This is a genomic window from Vibrio sp. 10N.237.312.B06, assembly GCF_041464685.1.
GTDB lineage: Bacteria > Pseudomonadota > Gammaproteobacteria > Enterobacterales > Vibrionaceae > Vibrio > Vibrio tasmaniensis_A.
In genome coordinates this window covers 46,713-71,817 of sequence record NZ_JBFSPI010000012.1, presented here as the reverse complement: position 1 = coordinate 71,817, position 25,105 = coordinate 46,713, and the positions used below count along the sequence as shown (strand labels likewise).

The following is a 25,105-nucleotide window of genomic DNA, read 5'->3' as shown; positions in this document are numbered from 1 at the left end:
CCTTTATCAAAAAGGTCTTGGGTCTCAGGTACTCAAGGCATCAAAACACCGATCAACCTTATCACGAGGAACTGTGTATTTATACAGTTAATTATTTCGAATTAATTGCGTTAAATCAGGATAGGGCTGTTGTGAAAGCTGTTCGATAACAAAGGCCACGTGATGGACAGAGTGCTCAGGCAGCATTTGGGATACAGAGATAGGGTCAACATGACCTTGTTTAGACTGTTCAATAATCAAACTCACCAGCGTTTTATGTTCAGGTTTAATCGTTAACATGCTGAAATTCCATGTAAATTCAACGTGAACACGACACTAGTATGGTGTGCCGGGAATAGCCAGTGCTTTGTGATGATAACTTGAGTTAATTAGAGCTCTGCAGGATGTAACAGCAGGTGAGCTTGATGCGTTTTTGCATTCCACTCTTTCATTTCTGCGATAAACAAACCATGTCGATGAATACTGTCAATGAGGTCATACGCTCTCTCATGTTGAATTAACATAGACAGAGGGCTAATCTGTGTCATATTGTCGAAACCCTGTTCAATATGTTCTTCTAACATATACAAAACACTCGGTTCTGCCTCAGTTCCTTCCTCAAAAAGCCTCGACTCAATGCCTTCTTCGTCATATAGGTGCACAAGCAGTGAGTACAGCTTCTCCGCACCAGCGAGCTTGGTCTTTTTAGCCTGGTCATTAAGTTGATAGAGCTTCATCTCTAGGTTCCCTTCTTTTGTTCGAGCCGCTTGAAGCATCAAGCGAATGTCTTTTTTAATCGCAGCGTAGGCCTTATCACTCATTTTGGGCTTTAGATATTTCAATAAAATCTCATTACGCTTTGCAATGGGTACGAAACGCGAGCTAGCCGATACTTGGAACAATAGATGAAGCAAAGCATGCGTTATGGTTTGGTGTAATGTTTGATAGTAATCAAACTCTTTTTTGATTTGCATAAGGACTAAATATTTGACGAATACAACGTATTGTTATGTGGTCATACTGTCCATAAATCAAGCTATTGAAATAATTAAAATGAAAGGTTGTTACTGCAGTTCACTAAACACCTGCTTGGAAAGCACTTGCTGAGTGGTAGCGCTTACTCGGTAAACCCGTGTATTGCCATACGCACTCGCAAACGCCACCGCCCTGAGCGAATCGTCTAACTCAAGCACAAACTGCACGCTAGGTAAAAAGTCCCCACTTTCCAATTCATCAAAAGCCAACAACACCTCATCAGGTGAGGTCATCAACTTCTCTTGTATCATTTCCCGAAACGGCTCTAGCTCTGGCGATTGTTTTATCACGTTATTGAGTGTGCTAGCCGATAAGCCTTGTTTCGCGACAGCTTCTGCTTGCTCTTTTAAGACGTGTTTACTTTGTGCGTGAGAGTAGTTGAGAATGCTTTGGGTCAGTCCATATTTTTGCGCCCGCTCCATCATCGATGCTGGCAGCGTTTTCATTGATACTAATGGCGAGCTAGTAAACTGATGCTCTTTGCCAGTCGTCGCATCCTTATCCAAGTCTGTGCCACTGACTTCGGCTGAGGCCTGTCGCATCGATGCGGGTAGTGCTTCATATTGCTTGCGTGACAACACTGACACTGTCGCACGGCACTTATGGTGGTTGGGCGGGTAAAAGCTTTCCCAAAATGGAGCGTCTTTGGGCTTAATCACGCCATCGAGCTTTCTGCACAGCTCTGTGGTGCCTGAATCGAGCACCGACGAATAAACCAGAAACTCCACCAAGTCGTTATAGGCAATCTGAGTCCAACGGCCTGAGTTATATGCGGTCATCATATTGTTGCGATAATGCAACTCTAACCAATAAGGATTGACCTGAGAGAGTCCTTCTTGCTCAAGAAGTTGACGGAGGTTCCCTAACGTTTCAGAGCGTGATGCTCCGCTTTCTAATGCGTCTTCATAACGTTTTTTGACGCGATTGACCGCATCAATACTGGAGACGTTCGCGACCGTAAAGGCGCGCAGCTTCATCGCCGCTTCCATTTGACGATACGCTTTGGTATCGGTCGGTATCATAGCTTTGAGTGAATCAATCGCTTCCTGAAAAGGCACCTCATCCACGGCAAGATAAATCGGCGCGTAAGTGAGTTCGATAGGTTTATCGCTGGCATCATTGATCGCATTATGGATATGCGCTTGGCCCAGCAGCCAGCTCACCATCATCGAAGCGGCATAGATGTTGGTGTATTGCGTTGTCACTTGGGTGATATCGATATCGCCTGGGTTTGAATACGCTTTGAACGCGGCTTCCAGTTCGCTTGAAAGGCTTTTGACGGTTAATGAAAGCGCCTCATTTTCGAGGCGCTGTAATTTAGTGAGGTTATCGTTCTCTTTTTTATCAAGACTCTTTAAAGCAGACATAAATGCTTTCCTGGTGCATCTGAAAGATACGTGGATTCACGACTGGAAGAGGGGCTGTCGACAATGTTGTTCACCAACTCTTTATAAGCGTCCTCATCCACTCGAATTTTGAGGCTGCCTTCACGACCATTGGCTAAGAAAATCCATTTAAGCAGCGTATCATTAAGTGTCTTATGCACCATGCGAGCATCGCGTTTGGAGACGCGCATGCCCGCTCTTTCATGGACTTCACCCAATGACCGAGAGCCGTATTTTTGATTACCGTTCGTCAAGGTTTGACCGGTGATGCGCTTGGCGATTTTGTTATCAATGTATTCAATGGTTCGAAGTAGTTCATCCACCTTACCGTTGGCATCAAGGGTGACGATTTCTTTTACACCAGAGAGTGCCACCGCATCTCCGTTCATCACAGGGGCTAACGAGTTGGCAATCGCTTGTACGTCATCCCCGCCATTGGCATTTTCAGCCAGAGCAATCGCCGTTGGGATCGCGTACTTCTCACCAAGGCGCTCGATGTTGGCCCAGCTGATCCACTTACTTTGCCAAATAGGCCACACTGACTCTAAGATAGTTTCGCCGTATGGACGCTCAGTGGTCGCATTGCGCAGCACGGGAATGACTTTCCCTGCTACAGGCGTTTTCGCTGTGTAGTCCACAGCGCCGTACACTAAGGTACCATCCTTTAATAGACGGAAGTCTTCAGGGCGTTTGGGCTCTGAGTGGGTGAGGCAAAGCTGTGAGCCGAATTTCTCCCAGATAAGCTCCACTGGCATAAAACCAAATTCCGTCGCGCTTAACATCTGTTCCATCAACATTTCTAAATCAAAGTCTGCCATCACCTCGTTGTAAAACTCGATGTCACTGGTTGAGCCTTCCATGACGTAGGGCACCGTCATGGCCGTGGCATGACGCATTTCAATGCTTGATGCCACCTCTTCATCGAGCAGCATGGCGCGAATGGCCCCAAAATAGTAGTTGCTGCTTTGGTAGCGAGCGTTGCCGAGCTCTGCTGGTAATGGGTAGTGATTAACGATAACGTCGGTGGGAAGCCGAGCGATAAGGGACGATAATGTGAGATTCTTTATCATGGGCAATCGCAACTCCTGTGTATTGAGCACCGCTTTCAGTGCCATGATTAAGACCAAGCAAGGCGTTGATTAATGCGAGCGCTTCGTCTTTGCGATCATCAAAATCAAACTCGCTAATTTCACCTAACTCGTAAATCGCCCTTTGAGTCATGCCTTCAGCCAACACTTCTTTGTCATCCTCGCTATAAAGGCGAGACAAGGCATTCTTTTGACCAAGATAGGCATAGCACCAACGCGCGGCTGATTGACAAGCAGTTTGAGTGTTGTTCTCATCGTTGTAAGTTAAGGAGTGGTAGATTTGCTCATCCAGGGAGCTCGATACTCCCTGGATGCTGACCATCGCTCTTAACTCGGTAAGGGTAATAGCCATTATCACTCCTTACTTCAGTGCGTCATCGGCCCAGCAGATGGCATCCACGACAACCGCAGGCAAAGGCTTTGACATGGTGTACACATCCGCGCCACTTGGATCGTCGACTTTCTTTACTTTCGAGAAGAAAGGTAAGGCCTGAAGGCCTGCGTCCAAATCATCGAGCGCGGCATAGTACGGTGTGTGGCCTGCCTCAAGGTCAATCATCACCATCTTGTCATCATCAACGGTTTTTACGCGGGTTTTCGTACCGCCTACCATGGTTTCGTATGAACCATTTTCAAGATTAATGAGGTAGCCGCCTACATTGACTTGCCCCTTGCTGACTTTCACATCGAGCACGTTGGATTTATTTTTCCCTGCTAAGGTGACAATGCGAGCAAACAACGTTTTACCACTCAATACTTCCAAGTTTGCGCCATAACCTTTCGCTTGAATGGTTTCATCCATTTCTTGCAAGGCGGTGTACACTTGTTCGATGGTGGCGTCTGTGGCTTTCAGTGAGCTGTCAAATTTGTAGCGAAGGGTTTCCCCAAAATCCACTTCGAACAATTCCATTGCGCCGTCTGCGGTTTTCATTGGGTAGGCAATCTTACCTGTCAGCGATTGAGCACACAGCGCTTCAGTTGAGACTTCAATCTTGCGCATCACACCAAACTGAAGCATTTCAAAAAACTTTTGAATGTTCTTTAAGCCTAATGCCTTGAGGTTGTTGAGCTCCGCCGCTGACACATGCGATACCGTCGAAAAACCTTGTGGCTCGATAGATTGAGTTTCTAAGTCATTGCCACCAAGCTGATACGCTTTCGTACCACGGCGTACCACCGGAATGTTAGACAGGGTCTCTTTGAGCACATTCCAGGGGATGCGCACGCTTGGGTAAAACACCGCCTCCCCAAACACCTTCTTGCGAATACGCATTGGCACTGACTTGCGCTTTTTGTAGTTGTTTAGCAGCTCTGCCCACTCTTGAGGGGCTAACAGACCGCGTAAAATATCAATAATATCCATGCTTTGTTCTCTTTATAACCGCTTATTAAACAGCGGCATGCATTAATGGGTGGGGTTATTTTTCAGAGCCTGACTCAGAAGCGTTGTTGTCTGATTGCGCGTCACCATCGGGAGATGGCTCTGAGTCTTCTTTTGGCTCATCCGCAATCACCAAACCAACGCTATCTTCGACGCGTGGGTATTCCCCTTTTTTCGTTAGGTCAACATGAATCGTTACTTCACCGTCACTAACAGGAGTGATTAGTCCTGATTTTTCATCGACGGTGGCCACGGCTTCATCACTAGAGGTGTACTTTACGATTTGCTCGTAAGGGTTATTGAGAACAAGATTCAAACCACTGCTTTGCACATCAACGCCAAGCTCTGAGTACACAACCGGTGAGTCATCTACTTTACGAAAACCGACAGGCTCAAGCTTTAAGTTATCGTCTGAATTATTTTCTACATCCGCTTTTAACTTTGCTTCCACAATCGGTTGACCTAATTGATGGTAAGCCTCCCCTTCACGCTTTAAGAGCTGAAGCTTCGCGATGGCTTGCTCAATCAAATCGTTACGGCGTGAATGGTGCAGAAGTGTGCGTGGGTGAGCGCCCATTTGAACAAAGGCATTCGACGCGTCACGCAGCGCTTTGGAAAACACACCATCTTGTTTGGCTTTTTGTTGCTCTAGAGGACTCATAACCAGGCACCTTCTGCAAAGAGTTGAACGCAAGACAGCGTAAATTCATTAGACGCAGTGAGCGCTGAATCATCCGCAAGCACCACACGGTCGCGAAGGTACGCGCCAAGGCGAAGTACTGAAACAGACCCATCACCTTTCATTTGTTTGGTGGTGACTACCCCTAGCGTCACTTGAGTGACGGTAAGATTACCAGCGCCATCATCTTGAACGGTGATCAACGGGGAGCCGTCCCAACGCCCAGTGATCATGCCATCAGTGATCACCACGGCATGACCTGGCTCTAAATCGGTGATGCCATTAACCATCATTTGTTGGATGACGTTGCCACCGGTATAACTGCCGACAATGGCGGGTGCGCCCTTGATGGTGGTTTTCATTCCAAATTCCATTACCAACCCTCCGGATCAAAGTTATCTTTTTGAGCATTGCCTCCATCGGCAAGCTCTAGATTTTGAGTCAATGCATCCCACGCTGACTTTTTAGGTGGGGTCGCGCTCTTTTCAGGCATCGCAGTCAGCATACCTTTGAGCTGGCTGTAACGATTACCGTCGCCTGATGCGCAAAGTTCAATCGACGAAGCACCTTCAATCATGACTTTCACACTCTTGCGAAGCTCGTCGCTCATTTCACGCGAGTCCGCTAGCTCGGTCAGTGTTTCCTTACGATCGCCTGCCAACGTTTCTTGCATCGCAGTAACCGCACCGTTTGATTTGTCGTCATCGGTCTTAGTCGGCTCTCCATCTTTGTTTTGCTCACCTTCTTTTTTAACTGGCGGCGTATTAGGTTTAATCCCCATACCGTCAAGCTGCTCTTTGACGACATCGCCAAGCAGCGTTTTGAGTTCGTCTTTCTTCATGGTTATTCCTGTTTCATTGTCATCAGAGCCAGGTTGAGTACCGACATCTGCACTGAGATAGATAGCGTCATCACAAAAGTCGCTATCGCTTAGATCCACCACATCACGGGTTTTCGTGTCCGCCGCCGGAGGAAGCTGCCCCAAGAAGGCAAGATGGTGCATGTACCACTCACCTTCTTTATCCGGTACTGGATGGATGCCAGCACTGAAGCCTTCAAACTTGCCCGAATCTTCCAGTGTTTCCATCTCGGGGGTGTAAATCACCTCACCCACAAGGACGGTTTTTCCGCTTTTATCGCCACTGCCGGCTTCTGTTCTGAGGTTGGACGCTCGCCCCAACGCGGCAATCTGATCGCTGCCTTTGGTTGGGTGACCTGGGGTCACGGGAGGGCGGGCATCCGATTTATAATGACGAACCACCGATTCGAGCTGCGCTTTCGTGACGGGCTGACCATTTTTTTGAATGCCATCCGCCACAATTTCCAACTTACGAATTCGCATATCGACTCCTTATAAGGTCACGGTGATACCAAATTGCCCTGGTGCATCCGGCGGGTATTTCGCACCGGTTTGCATGTCGAGCATGAATACGCGTCCAGAGGTATTGCTGATCTCAATAAAATGCACAGCAATGTTGGCGGTGTACGGCGAACCTTCATTGTTATAACCAGGAACCGGTGGATTTTTCACAAACCCATGAATACGAGTAATACCCGCATCAATAATCTTGGTCCCTGTTTCGGAATCCAGCATGCGTACTTGTCCCGTTAGGCGCAGCTTGATCCACCCATCGTTATTGGTCAGCTGAGCCACATCGCCAAGCGCCACCGATTGAAACTCCACCGTTGCCGTTGGGGCTTCGTACTTGCCGGTTGGCACTTCGACATCACCCAGCCCACCTAAGCCGCCCACCGTGGCCATCTTGCGCTGTAGGTCGCTGCTGGCGTTTTTTACGCGTCCGACGTATTGGGTTTCATTAATGAACGCCATCTGGTCACGCCAGACCACACTTTTCTCTGCCATGACTTACCTCATGCAATCAGTTTGTTAAAGGCGCTTTCTAACCCTTCAACGTAAATTTCAGCTTCAAATTCCACACTCTGCATAGGCACAGGCGGTGTCATTCGATAGCGGTACTTAATTTTGCCTTGCATCAGATTGGTGAGCGGGTTGTCACCGGCATCAATTGACACATTGCTGTACACCAATGCGGTGCCTTCTTTCGAGCGAAGATAATCGTTCACCGTATCTTTCACGCGGCCACAGGTCGTATTAGCAATGTCCGTTGGGCTGGTGAACATCGGAAAGTCTAAGAACTGACGAGTGGCGTCCTCAATGCTTTCTTCTAGGATGTCGGCTGTGCGGCGAACTGAAATAAATGACAGGTAATCGCTCTTGGTTGGGAACGCGGTGGAGTAGTTACCAAAGTTCTTCCAACCGCCATGGTTCATCAGCGTGGCAATGCCGTTCACGTTTAAGTAGTTCACATCACACGATGGATCGCTTGGGATGTAATCGAGCTCAATGGAAGGGCCAATCACATCGGCCATGACGTAGTTTGATGGCGAGCACCAGTAACCGGTTTCCGGCACAATGTTCTGCTCGGTTTGGTTGCGGTCTACCTGAGCAAGGAGGCCACACAGACTTGGCGCGTACCAATCAACCACCGTTGCGCCGTCGGTATCTAATACTTTTGGACGTGGCCAGCCGACATACGCTCGTTGTGAGGTGTACTTTTTCTTCCAAGCGTACGCCTCAGTGGCTGTTGAAATATGCTCTGGCATATCTCCCACCCAAATGCCGCGGATAGTACTGACCGCTGCCACAGCGAGTCCCATTGCGCCATCCTTGTGTAAAATGCCTGGAGCCATGTTGATTTTGGATGAAAAGCCGTAGCTCTGTTTCGCTTTACGCAGTAGCGGCAGTGCTTCCATGAATTTAGCCAACAGCGCATCGGTGACACGGGAAACGGTCAGTACATAAGTGAGCTCAATGCCAGCAACATCCCCCACATTAATGGTCATATCGTTGTCATTGGTGTAGCTGACGTTGCTCTTGGGTGCGAGCTTCACGGCGACCACCGTTTGACCTTCTGAAAGTGGTGTGATCGTGCCATCACTACTATCAACCAAGGCAATGGCTTCATCATCAATCGACCAAACAGCAGTTTGCTCATACGTATTGGTTAACGCGTTCGGCTGAGAGTCTGCGCCTAAGAACGCTGTCGCAACAGAATCACCCAGCGTCGCTGGACTCATGGTCTTGCCTGCGTTTGGATTGGTTTGTGCGACCGTCACGCCATAGACATGGGCCTCATCTACGTCATTCTCACCATCATTAAAGGTGACCAAGGCGGTGATGTTAGCAATACCGGCTTTCACAGGCGTTACCACGCCCGTATTAGCATCCACGGTCGCAATGAGATCATTGTCCGAGCTGTACGCAATGCGACAAGTGTGAGGGTTTAAAATCGTGACAGGTAAGCTTGCGCCATCATCAATATAAATAGAGACACTGGATGTGCTCATCGTGACGCCAGAGACCGCTGGCGTTTCAACGTCAGGGAAGTCGCTGTCCTTACCTAAAGGGATTGATAGAATGGAGTTGCTTGGTACATAGTGGTGAACGCGACGAATGGCATTGGCGAGCGAGCCTTCACCGAAGGCCTTCTTCGCGTCATCGTAATTGGTGGTGTGGTAGAGCTTTAATGGCTCTGCCAACTCAGAGGTGCCAAACACACCAATCACACTGGACGACACTTCGATGACCGAAATGGGACCTGTGAGCGATTCGATGGTTCGGATGCCGTGAAGTAATTCGGCCATGGATACTGTCTCCTGTTCATCAGTGGAGTCAGTATCTGAGATTATTGGAGGATAATTTCCGTTCGGCAGGCTTAAGCGTTAGTAAAATCGAACACGTCACTTTGCCCCGTGGCGAGGATTTGGCAAGAAAGCTTAATGCCAATAATGCCCTGTGGCAAATCGGTTTGAGTGACCACAATACTGTCGAGTTTGACTCGAGGCTCATACTTAGCCACCGATTCAGCAATGGACACTTTCAACCCTTGCACTTCCCATTGAGGCTTATCAATGTACTCCAATGCATCCGCTGCGTAATCCGGCATATAAATCCGTTCGCCTTTGCCGGTGTACACAATCATAAAAAGTGACTGCTTGATATCGGCCACCAAATCGGTGTTTCGTCCGCTTCCTGCAAATTTGAGTGAGTAGGTCATGCGTACCCCGTTTGAATTCGTTTGAAATCCGGTTTGAATGAGTTTGAATAAAATTATTTGAACATTCACACCCGATAGAAATTAAGCGCCCTCAGAATCGCTCTGAGGGCGTTTTGTCATTTATTGGTTTGCGGTGGACGTTGGTCTGCCTTCTGCGTCATTGTGTTTATGGCTAATCACGGCGACTGTGACACCATTGATGGTCACCGAGCCTTTCATGGTGGCACCGCTGTTCATCACGGCTGCCCCCCCCGTTGTACTACCATATCCTGCGGCCCCGACGAGTCCGGTAAATGTTGCTGTCATATCCCCCGTCAGCGCTTTGGTAATATGGGTTTGACCATTGAGTAAAATGGTCGGTGCATTGACGGTGTATTTAGGGCTATCAATGGTTACACCGGACTCGTTTACGATGAGAGCAGGTTCGTTACCTTTAATTTTTAATACGCCCGTTGCGCTACTTTGGTCATATTCCAAAAGTGTGCCGTCTTTAAACCGGACACCAAACTTATCAACATTCGCGATATAGGGCTTTGCTGATTTGTTCGCCATCGAGCCAAGCACAAAACCAGACATCATTGAACCGCTAGGAATGAACAGACACAGCACTTGCTCACCAGGCTCAAGGTTGCACGAAATGCTCACGTTCTTACTACGAAAGCCCAGCACAGGCAACCAATCTGACTCAGGGTAACGTAGACCAGGGAAAGTCACCTTTACGCGCCTTAGCTCGGCATCCACTTTGCTCACTTTGCCAATACACACCAGCTTGCGCAGCATGGAGAGCACATCGCTGAGTTTCGTTTTCATTTCTGCGAGTTTGTTGAACATAGAGACTCCTAACGCATCATTCGTCGCAAAGCACCACCACCAAAGCGTGAGAGCGCTTTCGCGGCGCTACTGATTGACTTGGGCGTTTGTGGTGTTGCGCCGCCCACAAAACCAGACTCGAATCCACTGATGGCCATCTCCACCGCATCGGGCCCATCATCATGGCCACGAGGGAACTCTAAAAACATTTGACGAAGCAGCGTCTGAGTCTCTAAGAATTGGATAAGTCCGTTCTCTACCTGTGACGAGAGCGACTTGATACGCACTTGCTTATTGCCCCCTTTGAACTCACGAACTGGAAGGCGCACGCCTTTCTTCTTGGCGTAACGCATCACTTCTTTTTTGTAAATCTTCTGGAACGCAACGGTTTCGAACATCACAAAGGACGGCCTGTGTTGTAGAAACACATCCACAATGCGTTGGGCAAACTTAAGGTCAGACTCTTTCCAGCCTTTGGCAAACAACACATGATCCACCATGGTAATTTTGTGTCGAGCCACCACGGCAATAAAGGACCAGTCACCTTTTTTAAGGCCCGTAGCAGGGTCAATCGCCATACCAATGGTGCAATCTCGAAGATCTAATTCATAAGGTTTGAAGTAGACAAACCACTCTTCCTTAAAGTCGGCCTCTTCATCGGCGATAGGACGGTTCATCCATTCCGTCCACCAAGCACTGCCTGACGCGATACGTTTATTGTCTAACTCTTGCAAACTCCAACGTGCTGGAAATAAGGAATGCCCCGACGGGGTAATGGCACTGAAGCGCAGCCCCAACCAGTTAGGCAAACGGCCATCTTCAATTTGTTTAAGGAGACGTGACGGTAAATCGTCTGGGTGCATGATGGTGTTGGCGATGATGGTCAGCGCCCCTTTGCCCAGATTCATAATAACGCGTTTGAACCAGCGCTCCGCCTGACGACGCAGTGTCGGCGATTCCACCTCTTTGTCATCGAGCAAGTCATCACAGATAATGTGAGTCGGACGTTGGTACTTGTTTTTAATACCACGCAGCCGCTGCCCACGACCGACCGCCACAATGGAAGAGCCATTGGCCAGTTTGATTTTGCGTTTAGTCCAGGTGTTACCTCGCTGCTCCCCATAATCATCCAGAATCAGTTCGTTATCTTCTAAGTCATCTTTGATGGCGTCCATCATCTCTTTGGCGCTATCGGCAGACGCACCACAAATCACAATGAATGAACCAGGATGATTAAGCGCCAGCCATAAAGGCATGGCCTGAGTATTACGGGTGGTTTTACCGTGATCGCGTGGTTCGATATCGAGAATGCCCTCATACTGACCACGCTTGCCGTTTTCAAGCGCAAGGGGCTGTTTGATAAAACCGTGGTCGCGCGGGTCAATGAGCGCTTTGAACAGCGCTTCGTCTTGATGATTCAAATTTCGATTGGCGGCCAAGCGAGTCAGTGCGAGCTGGTATTCACTGAACTCAAGTGTGAACGCATCCGGCATATAGGTCTGACAGAAATATGCAAAGTCACGTTTAGATTTGGCACGGCGCTTTCGACGCGCCTTTTCTTCTTTTTCTTTTCGGGCTAAATCACGCCGCGCTTGGGCTTGGGTCTTCTTCGTGGCGCATTTGTCCTCAGCGGCGATATGCGCACTGTCTCGAATATTCTCTAAATCCGCATCGGACAATCCACCAAAGAGGCCGCTCATCGACGGCCTCGTTTCGTTTTTTGGTCGACACGAATTTTCTGAATGATGCTGACCAACTCAAGCAAGAGCTCGGGGCGCGTCTCTTTGAGTATATCGGTAAGCTGACTTTCAAACTCGGCCTTTGCCGCATCGACCCCTTTACGAAACTCAACTTTCAATCGGTCAAGGTTCACCTGTGCATCCGATAGTCGCGCTAACAAGTTGGCCAGCTTGTTCGGATCTTTAAATGACTCAGGGCCAAACTCCAATTCACGCAATACTTTGAACATGTAGCGCTGCATGATTTGTAAGTTCAGCTCTGAGATATCGGTGTTGGGGCTGTCTTTGAATTCCTTTAGAAAGACCTCTGCCTGCTCTTGAACCAGACGCTGCTCTTCAATCAACTCCTGATTACTACGAAGCACACGATGCACTGACGAACGTGAAATATCAAAGCCGTCTTCTTTGAGCGCCTCCGCGATATCGTCCAGCTTCATTTTGTCCACGGTGTACATCTCAATGACGCGCTCAAGCAGCCCGTGCAATTCCACCTTTGAGCGTGGGGCCATGGGGTTTCCTTCTTATTGTTCTCGTGAGCGTGCAGCTTATCCCCCGAAGGGTTGATTAACTTCCGTTCGGCAGATGGCCGCTAAATAAAAGGCAGAATTTAAGCCTGGTTCAAACACCGTTCAATGGAGCGTATCAGCGATGAAAGGTTTTCTTGATGCATTGCATAACACCACCAAAGCGATTGAGGGTCTGCCAGAGACGTTGGCTCCCTTTGGTTTGCAGTGTGTGCGCAACAACATGAAAAACGGCACGTTTAAACCCAACGCTCCGCTGACCAAAAACACCAAGAACGCAGGGGCTAACCCCCTGTTTGATACAGGTGAAACTTACGCCTCATTGACGTACAAGGCTGGCAAAGAGGAATACCGCATAGGCACCAACAAAGCCCATGCGCCACTGATTAACAATGGCGGCGTGATCAAAGCGAAGAAAGCCAAACAGCTCGCCATACCGGTCAACAAGCAGGTAAAGAAACGCTCCGAGGTGTATGGGGTGCGTAAAACCTTGGAAGGATTAGAGCGTCAAGGCTGGAAGATTTTCTACCGGCCTCATTCCATCATGGGACGAGCACCCTTGGGGGGTAAGGCTTTTGGTCAAAAGGTGAAGACTAAAGCCAACCGAAACAACAAAGGCGCAGAGAAAGGCGTGTTCTATGTGCTGTACATCCGAACGCCGCAAATCAAAGTCTCCAGTCGTGAGTTCATGTATTTAAGTCCCGAGCAGCAACAAGCGCAGCAAGAAATGGCATTAGAGCAGTTAAAGGCAGCAATCCAATGAAAGTGATTCGAACATTAGAGAAAACACTGGAAACCTCACTTGGCATGCAAGCGGTGATTGAGCCCTCCAATGCGGTGGCCAGAAAAGAAGTGCGTGTGATGTTCAATGGTATCCGCGCGTTGAATCGGCTGGCACTGACGACACAAGCCTCGTTCGCTGCTTATGAAATGCTCCTTGATGTGGTGATTTCAGCCAGGGTCAGCGGCGGGAACACGCAGTGTTTTTTATCTAGTCAGCAGATACAACTCAACCTGCGCATGACCGATTATCTCACCCATGACCTGATTATTTTAAAAGACATTGGTGAAGACTTGCCTGCTGGCTTTGGTGAATTCTGTGAGCGGCTGACGGTCGTGGGCGATGCAGAGATTTCCGATGCTCGAAAAACATCATCCGGCTGGAGTGAGCCAAAACAAGACGATGACTTTGACCCCAAAGACGATCTCTTTACTTGGCGCGAAGATTGGCAAGCCACATTGGTGCTCACCGTACACAAACATTTTACCAACCCTGATGTGACTGAGATCACCGCCAAGAGCCTTCTCACGGGTAAGAGTCACACCATCAGTGATGAGGAATCATAGATGACAGAACAAACAACGAATTATTCCCAGTGGGGCGGCTTTGGTGATTTAGTCTTTAAGGGGCGCTTCACGCCAAACAAAATCAGCGACTCGCGCACTTTTAAGATCAACAAACAAGACCTCATTAACGGTTATCCCGCGCACCAGAATATGGGTGAAGATGAGCACACCGCCTTATTGGATCTGACCTTTAATAATCACTTTGTCGACATCACAAAGATGACCAAGCGGCTCGAATTAATGGGCGAAAATGGCGTGCCTCGCGCTTTGGTCGTGGGCTCAGTGGTGCATGGGCAGTTTTGTATTCGTAAAATCACCCGCACCAATATTCAAACGCTGCCTAGTGGCGTGGTGACCAGTGTGGACTATCAACTGGACATCGTGGAAGTGCGTTCATGAATACCTTAATTGCACGCCAGAGCGAGCGCTGGGAGCAGATTTGTTATCGCGCCTATAGCGTCACCAATCAAACCTTAGTCGATGCGCTATTTGATGCCAACCGTGAGCTGACCCGAGCCATGACCAGCTTTACCTTTAGCGGAGGGGAAACCGTCAACATCCCTGCGGTGAAAGTGGTGAACACAGTCACTGTGGAGACGCCACCATGGGCATAACCGCAACAGGGCTTATCCGTCCATTCGCCATTTTGCACTGGGCGGGAAAGGATGTGACCGCTGAGCTCAGTCGCTATGTCAAGTCCATGACCTATACCGATGTGATGGAAAGCAAACAAACCGGTACAGATACCTTGTCTCTCACTTTGTTTAACAAAGACCGCCGTTTTTGTCAGGCCTGGTATCCCACCAAAGGGGACACCTTAACGCCAGGCATTGGCTGGTTAGATGAAAGCGGTCAGCGTCACGAGTGGTTGTGGGGAGAGTTCAGTATTGAGGAAGTGTCCTTCAAGATTGGGCCTGATGATGTGATGGTCGGTGCAAACGCCAAACCGCCCACCATCAAGCGAGGTTTTATCGACAATCAGCAGTGCTTGGTACAAGAGAATGTCACGTTTGAGCGCGTTGCACAGTCTTGGGCAAAAGAGAGCGGCCTATCGTTTATCAAAGCGCCTGATACGCCTGACTTTCAATTTGCTCGCATTGAGCAGCGAGATGAAACCACCCCCGCATTCTTAACTCGATTGTCAGAGCAAACCAGTGTGCCGATGGCCATCAAAGGCAAGAACCTTGTGATGGGCAACTTTAAAGACGACGTGATTCAAATTGACACCTTAAACCGAGACATTCTCACCGCTCTCAATTTACCCGATAGCGCTCGTTCAAAGTACGTAGCGGTCGAAGTCAATGGTTATGACCAGCAAGCCCAGCAGCTTTTTAGCTATCGCGCAGGGGATGCCACCGCGACGGGCGATCGAGTGAAGATGCTGCACAACATCGACAACGTGAAATCCATGGCAGACGCCAGAGCTTACGCCGAGTCCTATTTACAAAACGGCGCAGACGGGAAACAAGGCGCGAAAGGACGCATGTCAGTGACCAATATCATGTTAACCACCGCGCATTTGATTGAATTTTTAAACTTTGGCAACGTGCCAAACCGCTGGAAACCCACCACCGTGACGACCTCCATTAGTGGACGTTCGTGGACCGCCAGCGCGCAACTAGCAAGAGCGAACTGATATGACCAATCGATTCCCTAATATCCCAGAGCCGCAACTGGTCGAGGTGAATTATAACGCCGACCTTGTCACCCTCAAGCAGCGTTACCAACTAGGCACAGGGCACTATCCTGGCATCAACGACCCAGAAACGTTTCATCTTGAGCAAATCGCGTATGAGAAGAACGAGCTCAAAGCGCTCATTAACTATGAAAGCAAACAGAACTTGCTGCCGTTTGCAGAAAAAGAGCGTTTAGACAACCTTGGACTGCTCACTGAAACCGAACGGTTGCCCGCCTCAAAGGCCCGTACGGTAATGGCTTTTACCTTTACCCCTCATACTGGCTTTGTCATTGCTAAGGGCTATCAAGTGATTGCCGTGGATAACCAAACTCTGTTTGAAACATTGGAAGAGGTGGTGGTCAGTGCGGGCACACAGAGCATTCAGACGAGCGTAGAGTGCATCGAAACTGGCCTTCAGGGAAATGGCTTTTTAGCCGGACAAATCCATCAAGCTGTTACGCCATTGGATGCCCTTGAACGTGTGGCCAATACCGAGACCACACAAGGTGGCTCTGAGATTGAGGGTGATGATGATTTTGCCTATCGAATCTATATTTCGCCGTCAAAGTTCAGTGTGGCTGGGCCGTACGAGGCGTATGAGTACTTTGCTCGCTCAAGCAGTTCATCAATTAAGAACGTGTCGGTTTGGACTCCGGCCCCGAATGAAATTGAAATCAGTGCCATTTTGCAAGATGGCTCGCTTCCTAACCAAGCCATCAAAGACTTGATTAAGTCAGAGTGCTCAGGGGATAAGCGAGTGCCTATGGGGGATTTGGTGCGCGTGGTGGATGCAACGGATGTCAGGGCAACGGCCAGCTTTCACCTGCAGATCTTCAGTGACTACGCCTCATTGGCTGAGTCCATTCAAATGACGGCAAAAACCAACATTGAAGCCGTCATTAATACGTGGAAGACGCAGCACGGACGCGACATAGTGCCTGCAGCCTTAACGTCGCTGGCCCAACGTATTGAAGGGGTGTACCTAGCTAAAGGGGCGGTGACTGGCAGCGATGGTCAAGTCATTACAGAGACGAAACCGGTGACCCAAAAACAAAGGCCGCTTATCACCCTAACGGCCGTCACCTTTGAGATCATGGCACCCAAATGGAGTCGGAGGAAAGCTCATGAGTTTGAAAACTAAAGCAACGAAAGCCTTGGTGTGCTCCATCATGGCCGTATTGGCCATCGTGTTTAATATCGACGACGCATTGAGTGTCAGTGAACGTGGTCTGCGTCATATTGCGAATGAAGAAGGTTGCCGCGCTCAAGCCTACCAATGCAGTGCCAATACTTGGACTCTCGGTCTTGGGCATACCCAAGGGGTGAAGCAAGGTGACACGGCAACGAATGAGCAAATCGCCCATGACTTTGTTAAGGATGTGGCCAGTGCTGAGAGCGTGGTGAAGCAGCATATCACACGAACGCCGAGCCAAGCGGAATACGACATGATGGTGAGTTTTGTGTTCAACCTCGGCGCGGGCAACTTTGCTCGTTCGACCTTACTCAAGACATTTAATCAAGGAGACCATCGCGCGGCCTGCTTGCAATATCCGCGTTGGGTCTATGTTAATAAGAAAGACTGCCGTATTAAAGGCAGTGGTTGCGAAGGTATCCCCAAACGGCGAGATAAAGAGATGGCGATTTGTTTGAACGGATGGCAATAACATGGGTGTTCTAAGCCATCTCAAACGCACGGCTTTCTGGTTAGGCTGCGCGATACTCATCGTAAGTTTATTGGTGAACTACAAGCTCTTCCACTACACCAGTGAGCTAAAGGCCAGTAACCAAGTGCTAGGCGAGACCATTACCAGCCAGGAAACCACCAACCACTTACTGGCTGATCGCATTACCACATTAACCACCCAAAGGCGTGAAGCGCAGAAAATCGCGGACGAGGCGTCGAGTCGAGAGCGCAAGGCTCGACATCAGCTAAAAACACGAGTCGAAGAATTGGAAAAGGAGCTTGAACATGAAATATGCGCCGCTGAGCCTATCGCTTATCCTGTTGGCTGGGTGTCAGGATACTAAGATTGTCACTCAGTATGAATACCAAGATATTATCCAATCACCACCTGTGGGTGACTTGGTGGAGTGTGAGCGGCCGTTTGACCAAAAGCCGCTAACTTATGGCGAAGCGGCCAGCCGTGATGCTGTCTGGCTTACGTACTTTCGATTGTGCGCCTGTAAGATAGAGCGCAATCGAACGTTCTACGGTTACACCAATAAAAATGACGCTTGCTCCAAACTGGATGCAAGCGCCATTCAAACTCTTTCATTACCGTCCACTACCCAAACAGACTGAGCTGCTCCTTAGGTTTGCCATTAGCGGTTTCGCCTTTATCTTTGACAAACACAAACCAAGTTTGCAGTTTGGAGGCAAAGAAATAGCCATCTCGCACGTGGTTGCGCTGGGTGCGAGTGCAGCTATTAAACACCTCATAGGCTGGAAGCATACGGATCGGTTTCGATGGCATGATAATTACTCCTTCTCCATAGGTACTCAGCCAGCTCTTTAGGGGTGTACCAATTACGAATACCCAAATCACTTTTGATGATCGCTTTATCAATCTGATTGAGGGTAGCCTGAAACTCGATAGCTGCGATGCGGTTATCCGGATACATTTCAAGTAATAGTGCCTCGAGCTCTTCTTGAGTTCGAGGGTTAAGCACCTCATAGCGAGGCTCGGCCCGAAACTTTACTCGCCTCGACATGACCCCTCCTTTTGAGCAAGCCAACGCTCAAGCCCTACGATAACAGAGCGAATATTGTCACGAGTTAGCCAGCGAGCACGTTCGACTTTCACTGTGCGCTTTACAAAGCTATCCAATGCTGGGTCATCCAATCCTTGCCAGCCCATTGACTTTGCCAAAGCCGCAAGTTTAGCCCACTGTTTACTGGATGGGTGGCGGGCTGAGCTGCCACCCAAGCGTTTTTTAAACTTGAGCGAGTCCTCTAAATAGCCTTGCTGCTTTAATTCTTCTACCAACTGGCGTAATGCACCATCACTCAAGTTCTTACAGCTTGTTTGGCCCGTTTGAATACCTAAATAGTTGCGATACTCATCGTCATCATAAAACCCCAGACGGTCATTCAGCAGCGCTTTCACGCCCTTGTGCACCAAACCATAGTAAGCATGACGATTTATCTTCATTTTCATAGCGCCTCCTCAATAGGTAAGGTGAAAGATTTGCCGAGCCAATTCTTGTTGGCGACACGAAGCAGCAAAGCCGCAAAAAACTCGGATTTTTCTTTGGCGGAGAAGCCAGCGTCTCGACGCAGCGTATCAAACAAATCCACACTGTAGGCATCGAGGATGAATTTACGCTCGACTCGACCTAGCGCCTTGTTGCGCATGCGACTATCGCGGGTTCTATCGGCCTGAGATTTGGGGTTATCGACTTTAGGTCGCCCGATACGAGCGGAAGACATGACCATAAACGTTACTCACTCACAATAAGTTATTGTTCATAGTTTATGCATCTGGAAGCGTTTGTAAGAAAAAGTTGGCGTTAGTTAACGAAATATAGCTGAAGGAGAGTAAGGAATGGTACAAACATGGCTGGATTTAGTTCATGCAGTGTGATTTTTAACTCAAAAATGCCCCATTGTAATCTAGACCTTTTACTCATTCACAATCTGTTCATGAGCTTTTCCCCTACGAAAGGTTATCTGAAGCAATGTGTTGTCAAAGTTATATGCAAAGGCTATTTACCCCGTCATATCTGTTGGTATTGTTGAAGGTTAAAAAGAAAGAAGGCATTATTGGCCCATAAAATACGGACAGTCGACATATAGAAAGCGTTATGAGCTTCCAAGAATAGAAGGAAAATATGGCAGTTTTAGAAATTCTGACTGCACCAGATCCAAGGCTTAAGGTCAAAGCGGAAAAGGTGCAAGATCTCTCCACGGTACAAACATTAATAGACGACATGTTGGAAACGTTATATGCGACTGACAATGGTATTGGTTTGGCTTCAACTCAAGTTGGTCGTAAAGAGGCCGTTGTTATTATTGACCTTTCCGAAAGTCGAGATGAACCATTAGTTTTGGTTAACCCTGAAGTGGTTAGCGGCTCGGATAAAACATTGGGTCAAGAGGGTTGTTTATCAGTTCCTGACTATTATGCCGACGTAGAGCGTTTTACTTCAGTTGTTGTGTCTGCTTTAGATCGCGAAGGTAAACCAATGACCATCGAAAGTGATGAGTTTCTAGCTATCGTAATGCAGCACGAAATAGATCATTTGTCGGGTAACTTGTTTATTGACTATCTTTCACCACTTAAGCGTCAAATGGCTATGAAAAAGGTTAAAAAGTACGTTAAAGCGCACTCTTAACTTCCGCCTATCAATATAGGTAATTACATCCTGTTGGCTGCGTGAGTAGCCAATGCTTTTCGAACAACAAAGTTATCTGCTTCGCTTTGTCATTTCGGTCATTAAACATTGCTTACGACAAACACATATAGAAGATCTCTTATTGTGGTCTCTCCGCAGCCAACCACTATTGGCTAGGCCATTAGACATTTATCGGTTGATAATTACGGTACGACAGAATCGCTTGGTGATCACACGAGCTAGCCATCGTGACTAACTCAGAGCTGCCCCTTTCTGCCTTAGACCTGTTACTCTCAAGATTCTTCACTATCGAAATTTGACCTGATTTTTCTAATGTAACACGATATGTTTAGTTGATTAATGTTCTGACTGACCTTGGATAATCAACTTGGGTTCAGACCACTCTATAAAGAGAAAAAAGAGACATCATATTGATGTCTCTATAGTTTTGACTAAGCTCTCACCGATACCGATTTGGTTCGAGTTTTTATAATGTCTGATATTGAAAACCAGACTATCAAGGCCACCGAACTGCTTATCAACATTACCTCTAGGATCGAAGGCTCCGAATATAGCGCCGACTCGAACAAGTAAGAGATCGCAGGAATCACAGATAGCATACAGACCGTAAGTACAGGCTTGGTAACCTCCATTCCTTTCTGAAGCAAAAAGAACGGTAGCACAAAACCAAAAACAGAAAGCCCGAACACCTCTGCCAGACCTACTTCCCCACCAAGGCTTGCACCCGTTGAGAAGGCCACGCCCGTGGCGACAACACCTGACAATAGAAAACGAAATGCCAAGATCTCATCAATAGACAAATCACCCATAAACTTTGCGTTCGACTTTAATGAAATTAGTGCAGCACCGATTCCGGCCAATGCAGCCAAAACCAAGCCCAGCAGCAACGCTGCATCCATCACGTTTGCCTTAACTGCAAACAATAGAGTTAGCAAAGCGATGGTGAAAGCCTGCGCCAACCTGCCTAAAGTTTCACGAGTAATCACAGACACTACAACCACGGCTACTGCCGACTCAAATAGAGCCGCGCTGGATGCTGGGATATAAGTCAAAGCCAAATGAAACGAGAAGAATGTATCTTTTAACGACTTGAGGAGCCAGAGCAAGCAAGCGCTCTAAATAAGGCGAACCGTTATTCATGATCTCCTGCAACCCGCAACCAATAAGATCTTGCCACTGATTGCTTTCTGAATCCGAGATGTCTTTGTTTAGCTTCTCAGCAACACTCAGGTTAGCGTAACTCTTATCTTTAGATTCTTTCGACACCTGCCTTACCAGCTCCTCTATCGATGAGCCGCTAGGGGCACTTTCATGCAGCCGAGACCTAACATTAGGTAACTCACCAGATGGCGAAACCATCTCAACCTTGATCCCCTTTGAGCAAAGGAAGATTGCCAAATCGATAGCCGACAATTTGCTGCCAAAGATGGTTGCGCTTTTAATCTCCGGTAAAGAGTCTGACTCTATACCGTAGCCGGATGGTCGAGTTGGCCCAAGACAAATAATGCAGTTCCCAAAGATATGATGCCCACTTTCTTTTGTAAGCACCTCTTTATCTACATAATCAATCGCCACAGCCTTGTCTTTAACAAACTCAATACAGCCACCACGACTTTCGAACAACCCTAAGTATTCTTCGAACTTAGATACCACGTACTCAAGAAAGAGGCTTCTTGGAGCGAAATCTTCCTTTTTGTGAGGGTGCCCCATCCGGATGCAATATTGGTAAAAGTCCAACAAGTTGTTGCCATCAACAGAGTTTAGGTTAACCGGAGTATTGCAAAGCATTTTGTCCGAGAATGTCGAAAAGCCACTACCCTTGCAGACCCCCAGAGGGTCTATGATGGTGATATGGTCGAAATCTTCACTTTGTACCGCAGAAATGAAGGCGCTAACCCCTGAAACGCCAGCCCCTACTACAATTAGGTGCTTTTGTTTATTCATGATGCCCACTCTTTATCATCACGTCTTTTATGGCAAGGTATTCTTGACGGTTATCCTCATTGACCTCATGGACAAACACAGAATCTAATACGTCATAGAAGGCAGTGTGCGGGAGCTTTCCTTTAAAGCACATGTGATTGAGCATCGCCATGATCTCTTTAACCTGATGACTCCCTGAATGCTTATTTAATGTAAGGAAAGCATTGATTATCGAATCCTCTAAAGCCAAATCTCTAACAACAGGCTCTTGATGCAAAGGTATATCTAATACACCACCTCTGGTAAATAAATCACCTAACGGAATATTAGGCTCAAAATCGATCATCAAGTTTAACTTACCTTTCTGACTAACAGATGTGGCACTATGAAGCATATTTCCATCTAAAAACCAGACTTCTCCAGCTTTCATCTGATAAACAATGCCGTTCTCTGAGTTTAAGCATGTCTCGTCTATATCAAGCACCACATGAATACGAGTAAATCCTTTCTCGAACTCCAAATAGTCTTTGTGCGGTAATATCATCCCACCTTTGCATGATCTTAACAGGCGAACAGATTTGATTAGAGAACAATCAAAATTATCTTCAATGAGCTTATTTATATTCGTTAGTTTTTCACCAATCGTATTTTTCTTTGCCGCTCCGTGGTATTCCTTCGAAATAGCATTCCCATCAGTACCTTCTTTATTCCATATAGAAAGCGTTTCCCAAACCCCAAAAGCGTACTCTTGGTAAGCAATATCGAATGATAATGACTGAATGAATTCTAAGTCCCTTTGGCTAAGGTACTGATCTAAATGGATGTTATACAACTTTCTTGATGACATGGATTTCCCTCTCAATTATAAATCTTGGTGCAGTAAAACATATTTCAGTGCATCTATTTAAAGGGAAGCTGTAACTAAATATTGCCTTACGTCAATAGTATTTAACAACCCTTACCTTTTATCAACATGTTGCGTATTTCTACAGGACTAGATAAAGAACTGGTGTTTGGGTCTGCAATATCCGTTAGTTATCGACTCTCATACCAAACTCAAGTGACAAAAACGTTGGGACTAGTACATAAAATCCTCAATTAGTTATGGAAATATCACTTTATTGTTGTAATAGATGAATAAATTTGGCCACTAGATTAGAGATTTTTCGATACCCAAGATAATCCGTTAAATACTAATTTAGTGAAGGATGTAACTCAGAATTGTCCAGAACATTCGTAGTTAGAATTTTTACCCGTTGCAAGCTAGCTAATGGCGGATTCACCAAATTCAGGCAAAGAGATGCCAAAGCGGGGTCGCCTAGAGCGCCGCTTGCCTGTATTTAATTAGTTGGTTATTGGGTTGATTTACTCGTTGCGAGTAACTGTTTATCGGCTTTACGAGCGATGGTTCTTAGCATAGAGATACGAGTCATGTTTCCGCATCCAACACTAGGGCGACCAAGGCCATCTAATACTTTCCGAGCTAACTCTTTTGCTTCTTGAGGATTACGTGTAAGCATGCATTCTAGTGAGTTTAGTATCAGCGACACTAGTCCCAATTTAAGTGGTCATTTTATCCATGATGGCTCCCTCACAATTTGCTGAAGTTTAAGTGAACCTGTTGGTATTCGCCTTCATCATCGCGTTCGTAGAAGTTGAAGTACGACTTACTGCCAATAACTAACAGTGAATCTTTTGCAGCTTCTTGAGCCTTGCGTAAGCTTGGGTCTTGAAAGTCTTTACCAATAAAGCTAATAGTGTTCGCAATAGAGGCATCATTCACAAAAAAGTCTTGAACCGCGATTAATACATCATGTGGTAGTTTGTCTTTTTGGCTGTTGTAATAGTCACGAGCGAGCTGACGAGCCGCATCATGCTCTGGGCCAAGGGTTTTGAGTTTGGCAGTTTTGTAAGTGATTTTGTACTTACCATCAAAACTGAACATTCCCACGTTCAAGCCATTCCCACGGGTATGCAGTTTCGTACCGTAGCTCTCCAACATTTCAATTCGAAATTCTTCAAAAGCTTTCACTAGGTTTTCTTTGAAGGCTCGAAGATGTTTTTGATGCGTTTTTACTTGCTTAACCAAACTGGTGACGAACGCATCTTTACGCAGCTCATGAGCGGGAATGTTGCATTGGGCAATCAGATTACCTTCAGCGTTATAGACAAAACCTTCCGGTGCGGTTGGGCGAGTCGGCTTTACTTCTGGTTGTTGAGTCGTTTTATTCATTGTGGTGCTCCTGTTTTAACAAAATGGTCAGCTTGAATAAGCTCGTTCTGTTGTTTTAAAAATTGGCTGACGGCTTGGTAAGCCGTGTCTTTTGCGCCGTAAGCAGCGATGGCTGTGTTTGATTCCAATTGGGTCAATGCTTCTGCTCGATAGTCTACGATAGAGAACTCTCCGATACCGTTTTGGTTATTTGGGTCAAAGCGAACAATCACTTCGAGCTTAATGTCTTGATTGGATTGCTGTCCCATTACGCCTCCCAATAAATAATGCTGTGGTTAAGCTTAACGGCTTGCATGTGTCGTTCGATGCCTTGACAGTTCATGTTGATATCGAATTTTGCCATGTCGGCATCAGCAATTAATAAAGGTCTATCACTCATCACCAATTCACCTTTGCCTTTTGGTTTACGGCTGGCGACTCGACCGCCACGCAACCAAACAAATTCATCCGTTTCTCTGCGACTCATATTGCCTCCCAAGGACGTAGAACTTGGTTTAATAACTGGTAAGCAGGAGAGAGTAAAAATTGAAACTCAGCATCCAGCTGGGGGTTGTTGCCTTTGCCTCTTTTGGGCCTGCAATGCTTACAATGACCATTGTGTAAGTGCCATTTCAGAGTCTTCCCTCGGCAAGTAAGACATGGGGAGTAAGGTGAGGCCCCTGTCAGTTGATAGAGGTATGCATTCCCTTCTTGCCCACCAACCGTAACTGCGCCATGTGCTTTTAAACGCATCAACAGGTTCTTAATGGTGGTGAGCGCAAGGCGGTCACGTCCAACTTGTTGTTGCCAAAGAACCTTACACGTGCAGGGCTGGTGCTTAGTCAACAAGGCCATTACGGTCTCGGTGGTGTTGGGGAGCAGTGTCATGG

Annotated in this window: 36 protein-coding genes; 10 read left to right on the top strand and 26 right to left on the bottom strand. The window is 47.3% G+C overall.

What is annotated here, in order from left to right:
* Positions 1-87 precede the first annotated feature (87 nt).
* The 15 genes from AB6C75_RS05440 to AB6C75_RS05370 all read right to left on the bottom strand — a co-directional run bounded on the left by AB6C75_RS05440 (position 88) and on the right by AB6C75_RS05370 (position 12,684).
* Positions 88-279, bottom strand: a complete 192-nt coding sequence (locus AB6C75_RS05440) for a hypothetical protein (RefSeq protein ID WP_048615443.1) — start codon at positions 277-279, stop codon at positions 88-90.
* Positions 280-368: 89 nt separating this feature from the next.
* Complete coding sequence (locus AB6C75_RS05435; RefSeq protein ID WP_048615442.1) at positions 369-953, bottom strand: DUF2913 family protein; 585 nt, start codon at positions 951-953, stop codon at positions 369-371.
* Between the two features lie 90 nt (positions 954-1,043).
* Complete coding sequence (locus AB6C75_RS05430; RefSeq protein WP_372107201.1) at positions 1,044-2,381, bottom strand: phage minor head protein; 1,338 nt, start codon at positions 2,379-2,381, stop codon at positions 1,044-1,046.
* Positions 2,369-3,469: a DUF935 family protein gene (locus AB6C75_RS05425; protein ID WP_229647018.1), complete on the bottom strand. Its 1,101-nt coding sequence runs from the start codon at positions 3,467-3,469 to the stop codon at positions 2,369-2,371. Before AB6C75_RS05425 ends, AB6C75_RS05430 begins: the two co-directional genes overlap by 13 nt.
* On the bottom strand, positions 3,408-3,839 hold the full coding sequence (locus tag AB6C75_RS05420; protein ID WP_048666304.1) for a hypothetical protein: 432 nt from the start codon (positions 3,837-3,839) through the stop codon (positions 3,408-3,410). The genes AB6C75_RS05425 and AB6C75_RS05420 overlap by 62 nt, the downstream gene beginning before the upstream one ends.
* 9 nt (positions 3,840-3,848) lie before the next feature.
* Positions 3,849-4,850 carry a major capsid protein gene (locus AB6C75_RS05415; RefSeq protein WP_048666303.1) on the bottom strand — a complete coding sequence of 334 codons (1,002 nt, stop codon included), beginning with the start codon at positions 4,848-4,850 and terminating at the stop codon, positions 3,849-3,851.
* Positions 4,851-4,905: 55 nt separating this feature from the next.
* Positions 4,906-5,529, bottom strand: coding sequence for an Ig domain-containing protein (locus tag AB6C75_RS05410; protein WP_372107198.1), 624 nt, complete (start codon positions 5,527-5,529; stop codon positions 4,906-4,908).
* A complete protein-coding gene (locus AB6C75_RS05405) occupies positions 5,526-5,909 on the bottom strand; it encodes a hypothetical protein (RefSeq protein WP_229647021.1) in 384 nt (127 codons plus the stop codon). The genes AB6C75_RS05410 and AB6C75_RS05405 overlap by 4 nt, the downstream gene beginning before the upstream one ends.
* An 11-nt stretch (positions 5,910-5,920) precedes the next feature.
* Positions 5,921-6,889: a hypothetical protein gene (locus AB6C75_RS05400; RefSeq protein ID WP_229647022.1), complete on the bottom strand. Its 969-nt coding sequence runs from the start codon at positions 6,887-6,889 to the stop codon at positions 5,921-5,923.
* 9 nt (positions 6,890-6,898) lie between these two features.
* Positions 6,899-7,411, bottom strand: a complete 513-nt coding sequence (locus AB6C75_RS05395; protein ID WP_372107195.1) for a phage major tail tube protein — start codon at positions 7,409-7,411, stop codon at positions 6,899-6,901.
* Between the two features lie 8 nt (positions 7,412-7,419).
* Positions 7,420-9,213, bottom strand: coding sequence for an Ig-like domain-containing protein (locus tag AB6C75_RS05390; RefSeq protein ID WP_136984533.1), 1,794 nt, complete (start codon positions 9,211-9,213; stop codon positions 7,420-7,422).
* A 71-nt stretch (positions 9,214-9,284) separates the two neighbouring features.
* Positions 9,285-9,626: a GPW/gp25 family protein gene (locus AB6C75_RS05385; protein ID WP_048615433.1), complete on the bottom strand. Its 342-nt coding sequence runs from the start codon at positions 9,624-9,626 to the stop codon at positions 9,285-9,287.
* Positions 9,627-9,746: 120 nt separating this feature from the next.
* Positions 9,747-10,457 carry a phage baseplate assembly protein V gene (locus AB6C75_RS05380; RefSeq protein ID WP_372107193.1) on the bottom strand — a complete coding sequence of 237 codons (711 nt, stop codon included), beginning with the start codon at positions 10,455-10,457 and terminating at the stop codon, positions 9,747-9,749.
* Positions 10,458-10,465: 8 nt separating this feature from the next.
* Positions 10,466-11,929: a phage terminase large subunit gene (gene terL / locus AB6C75_RS05375; protein ID WP_229647024.1), complete on the bottom strand. Its 1,464-nt coding sequence runs from the start codon at positions 11,927-11,929 to the stop codon at positions 10,466-10,468.
* A 203-nt stretch (positions 11,930-12,132) separates the two neighbouring features.
* Positions 12,133-12,684 carry a phage protein Gp27 family protein gene (locus tag AB6C75_RS05370; protein ID WP_048666296.1) on the bottom strand — a complete coding sequence of 184 codons (552 nt, stop codon included), beginning with the start codon at positions 12,682-12,684 and terminating at the stop codon, positions 12,133-12,135.
* Between the two features lie 139 nt (positions 12,685-12,823).
* On the opposite strand from AB6C75_RS05370, the gene AB6C75_RS05365 reads away from it, so the two are divergent.
* The 9 genes from AB6C75_RS05365 (at position 12,824) to AB6C75_RS05325 (ending at position 18,026) form a co-directional block, all read left to right on the top strand.
* Complete coding sequence (locus AB6C75_RS05365; RefSeq protein ID WP_048666295.1) at positions 12,824-13,462, top strand: hypothetical protein; 639 nt, start codon at positions 12,824-12,826, stop codon at positions 13,460-13,462.
* Positions 13,459-14,046 carry a hypothetical protein gene (locus AB6C75_RS05360; protein WP_372107190.1) on the top strand — a complete coding sequence of 196 codons (588 nt, stop codon included), beginning with the start codon at positions 13,459-13,461 and terminating at the stop codon, positions 14,044-14,046. The genes AB6C75_RS05365 and AB6C75_RS05360 overlap by 4 nt, the downstream gene beginning before the upstream one ends.
* A complete protein-coding gene (locus AB6C75_RS05355; protein WP_132982795.1) occupies positions 14,047-14,445 on the top strand; it encodes a phage tail protein in 399 nt (132 codons plus the stop codon).
* A complete protein-coding gene (locus AB6C75_RS05350; RefSeq protein WP_048666292.1) occupies positions 14,442-14,660 on the top strand; it encodes a tail protein X in 219 nt (72 codons plus the stop codon). The genes AB6C75_RS05355 and AB6C75_RS05350 overlap by 4 nt, the downstream gene beginning before the upstream one ends.
* Before the next feature lie 86 nt (positions 14,661-14,746).
* Positions 14,747-15,682, top strand: a complete 936-nt coding sequence (locus AB6C75_RS05345; RefSeq protein ID WP_372107188.1) for a phage late control D family protein — start codon at positions 14,747-14,749, stop codon at positions 15,680-15,682.
* 1 nt (position 15,683) lies between these two features.
* Positions 15,684-16,865: a baseplate J/gp47 family protein gene (locus AB6C75_RS05340; protein ID WP_372107186.1), complete on the top strand. Its 1,182-nt coding sequence runs from the start codon at positions 15,684-15,686 to the stop codon at positions 16,863-16,865.
* Positions 16,849-17,388, top strand: coding sequence for a lysozyme (locus AB6C75_RS05335; protein ID WP_048666288.1), 540 nt, complete (start codon positions 16,849-16,851; stop codon positions 17,386-17,388). The genes AB6C75_RS05340 and AB6C75_RS05335 overlap by 17 nt, the downstream gene beginning before the upstream one ends.
* Positions 17,389-17,461: 73 nt before the next feature.
* Positions 17,462-17,752 carry a hypothetical protein gene (locus AB6C75_RS05330; protein WP_372107184.1) on the top strand — a complete coding sequence of 97 codons (291 nt, stop codon included), beginning with the start codon at positions 17,462-17,464 and terminating at the stop codon, positions 17,750-17,752.
* Entirely contained in the window at positions 17,694-18,026 is a 333-nt protein-coding gene (locus AB6C75_RS05325) for a hypothetical protein (protein ID WP_372107183.1), read from the top strand. The genes AB6C75_RS05330 and AB6C75_RS05325 overlap by 59 nt, the downstream gene beginning before the upstream one ends.
* A gap of 134 nt (positions 18,027-18,160) precedes the next feature.
* On the opposite strand, the gene AB6C75_RS05320 is transcribed toward AB6C75_RS05325, so the two are convergent.
* The 3 genes from AB6C75_RS05320 to AB6C75_RS05310 are packed head-to-tail and all read right to left on the bottom strand — an operon-like array spanning position 18,161 to position 19,154.
* Positions 18,161-18,436 carry a hypothetical protein gene (locus AB6C75_RS05320; protein WP_057620491.1) on the bottom strand — a complete coding sequence of 92 codons (276 nt, stop codon included), beginning with the start codon at positions 18,434-18,436 and terminating at the stop codon, positions 18,161-18,163.
* Complete coding sequence (locus AB6C75_RS05315; protein WP_237299271.1) at positions 18,421-18,882, bottom strand: regulatory protein GemA; 462 nt, start codon at positions 18,880-18,882, stop codon at positions 18,421-18,423. The genes AB6C75_RS05320 and AB6C75_RS05315 overlap by 16 nt, the downstream gene beginning before the upstream one ends.
* The gene (locus tag AB6C75_RS05310; protein WP_372107181.1) at positions 18,879-19,154 is read right to left on the bottom strand and encodes a hypothetical protein; all 276 of its coding nucleotides are present in this window, start codon (positions 19,152-19,154) and stop codon (positions 18,879-18,881) included. The genes AB6C75_RS05315 and AB6C75_RS05310 overlap by 4 nt, the downstream gene beginning before the upstream one ends.
* A 401-nt stretch (positions 19,155-19,555) precedes the next feature.
* Between AB6C75_RS05310 and def the strand changes: the two genes are divergently transcribed.
* Positions 19,556-20,059 carry a peptide deformylase gene (gene def, locus AB6C75_RS05305; RefSeq protein WP_016785410.1) on the top strand — a complete coding sequence of 168 codons (504 nt, stop codon included), beginning with the start codon at positions 19,556-19,558 and terminating at the stop codon, positions 20,057-20,059.
* A 452-nt stretch (positions 20,060-20,511) separates the two neighbouring features.
* On the opposite strand, the gene AB6C75_RS05300 is transcribed toward def, so the two are convergent.
* From AB6C75_RS05300 to AB6C75_RS05265, 8 genes are all read right to left on the bottom strand, one after another.
* Positions 20,512-21,132 (bottom strand): hypothetical protein, encoded by a 621-nt coding sequence (locus tag AB6C75_RS05300; RefSeq protein ID WP_372107179.1) that lies wholly within the window; start codon positions 21,130-21,132, stop codon positions 20,512-20,514.
* On the bottom strand, positions 21,095-22,024 hold the full coding sequence (locus AB6C75_RS05295) for an FAD/NAD(P)-binding protein (protein ID WP_372107177.1): 930 nt from the start codon (positions 22,022-22,024) through the stop codon (positions 21,095-21,097). The genes AB6C75_RS05300 and AB6C75_RS05295 overlap by 38 nt, the downstream gene beginning before the upstream one ends.
* Positions 22,017-22,850: an aspartyl/asparaginyl beta-hydroxylase domain-containing protein gene (locus tag AB6C75_RS05290; RefSeq protein ID WP_094501463.1), complete on the bottom strand. Its 834-nt coding sequence runs from the start codon at positions 22,848-22,850 to the stop codon at positions 22,017-22,019. Before AB6C75_RS05290 ends, AB6C75_RS05295 begins: the two co-directional genes overlap by 8 nt.
* Before the next feature lie 505 nt (positions 22,851-23,355).
* Positions 23,356-23,523, bottom strand: a complete 168-nt coding sequence (locus tag AB6C75_RS05285; RefSeq protein WP_372107175.1) for a hypothetical protein — start codon at positions 23,521-23,523, stop codon at positions 23,356-23,358.
* Positions 23,524-23,594: 71 nt separating this feature from the next.
* Positions 23,595-24,236: a DUF3164 family protein gene (locus AB6C75_RS05280; protein WP_372107173.1), complete on the bottom strand. Its 642-nt coding sequence runs from the start codon at positions 24,234-24,236 to the stop codon at positions 23,595-23,597.
* On the bottom strand, positions 24,233-24,484 hold the full coding sequence (locus AB6C75_RS05275; protein WP_372107171.1) for a hypothetical protein: 252 nt from the start codon (positions 24,482-24,484) through the stop codon (positions 24,233-24,235). Before AB6C75_RS05275 ends, AB6C75_RS05280 begins: the two co-directional genes overlap by 4 nt.
* Positions 24,484-24,702, bottom strand: a complete 219-nt coding sequence (locus tag AB6C75_RS05270) for a hypothetical protein (protein WP_048666278.1) — start codon at positions 24,700-24,702, stop codon at positions 24,484-24,486. The genes AB6C75_RS05275 and AB6C75_RS05270 overlap by 1 nt, the downstream gene beginning before the upstream one ends.
* Positions 24,699-25,103: a BlaI/MecI/CopY family transcriptional regulator gene (locus AB6C75_RS05265; protein WP_372107169.1), complete on the bottom strand. Its 405-nt coding sequence runs from the start codon at positions 25,101-25,103 to the stop codon at positions 24,699-24,701. Before AB6C75_RS05265 ends, AB6C75_RS05270 begins: the two co-directional genes overlap by 4 nt.
* Positions 25,104-25,105: the final 2 nt, after the last annotated feature.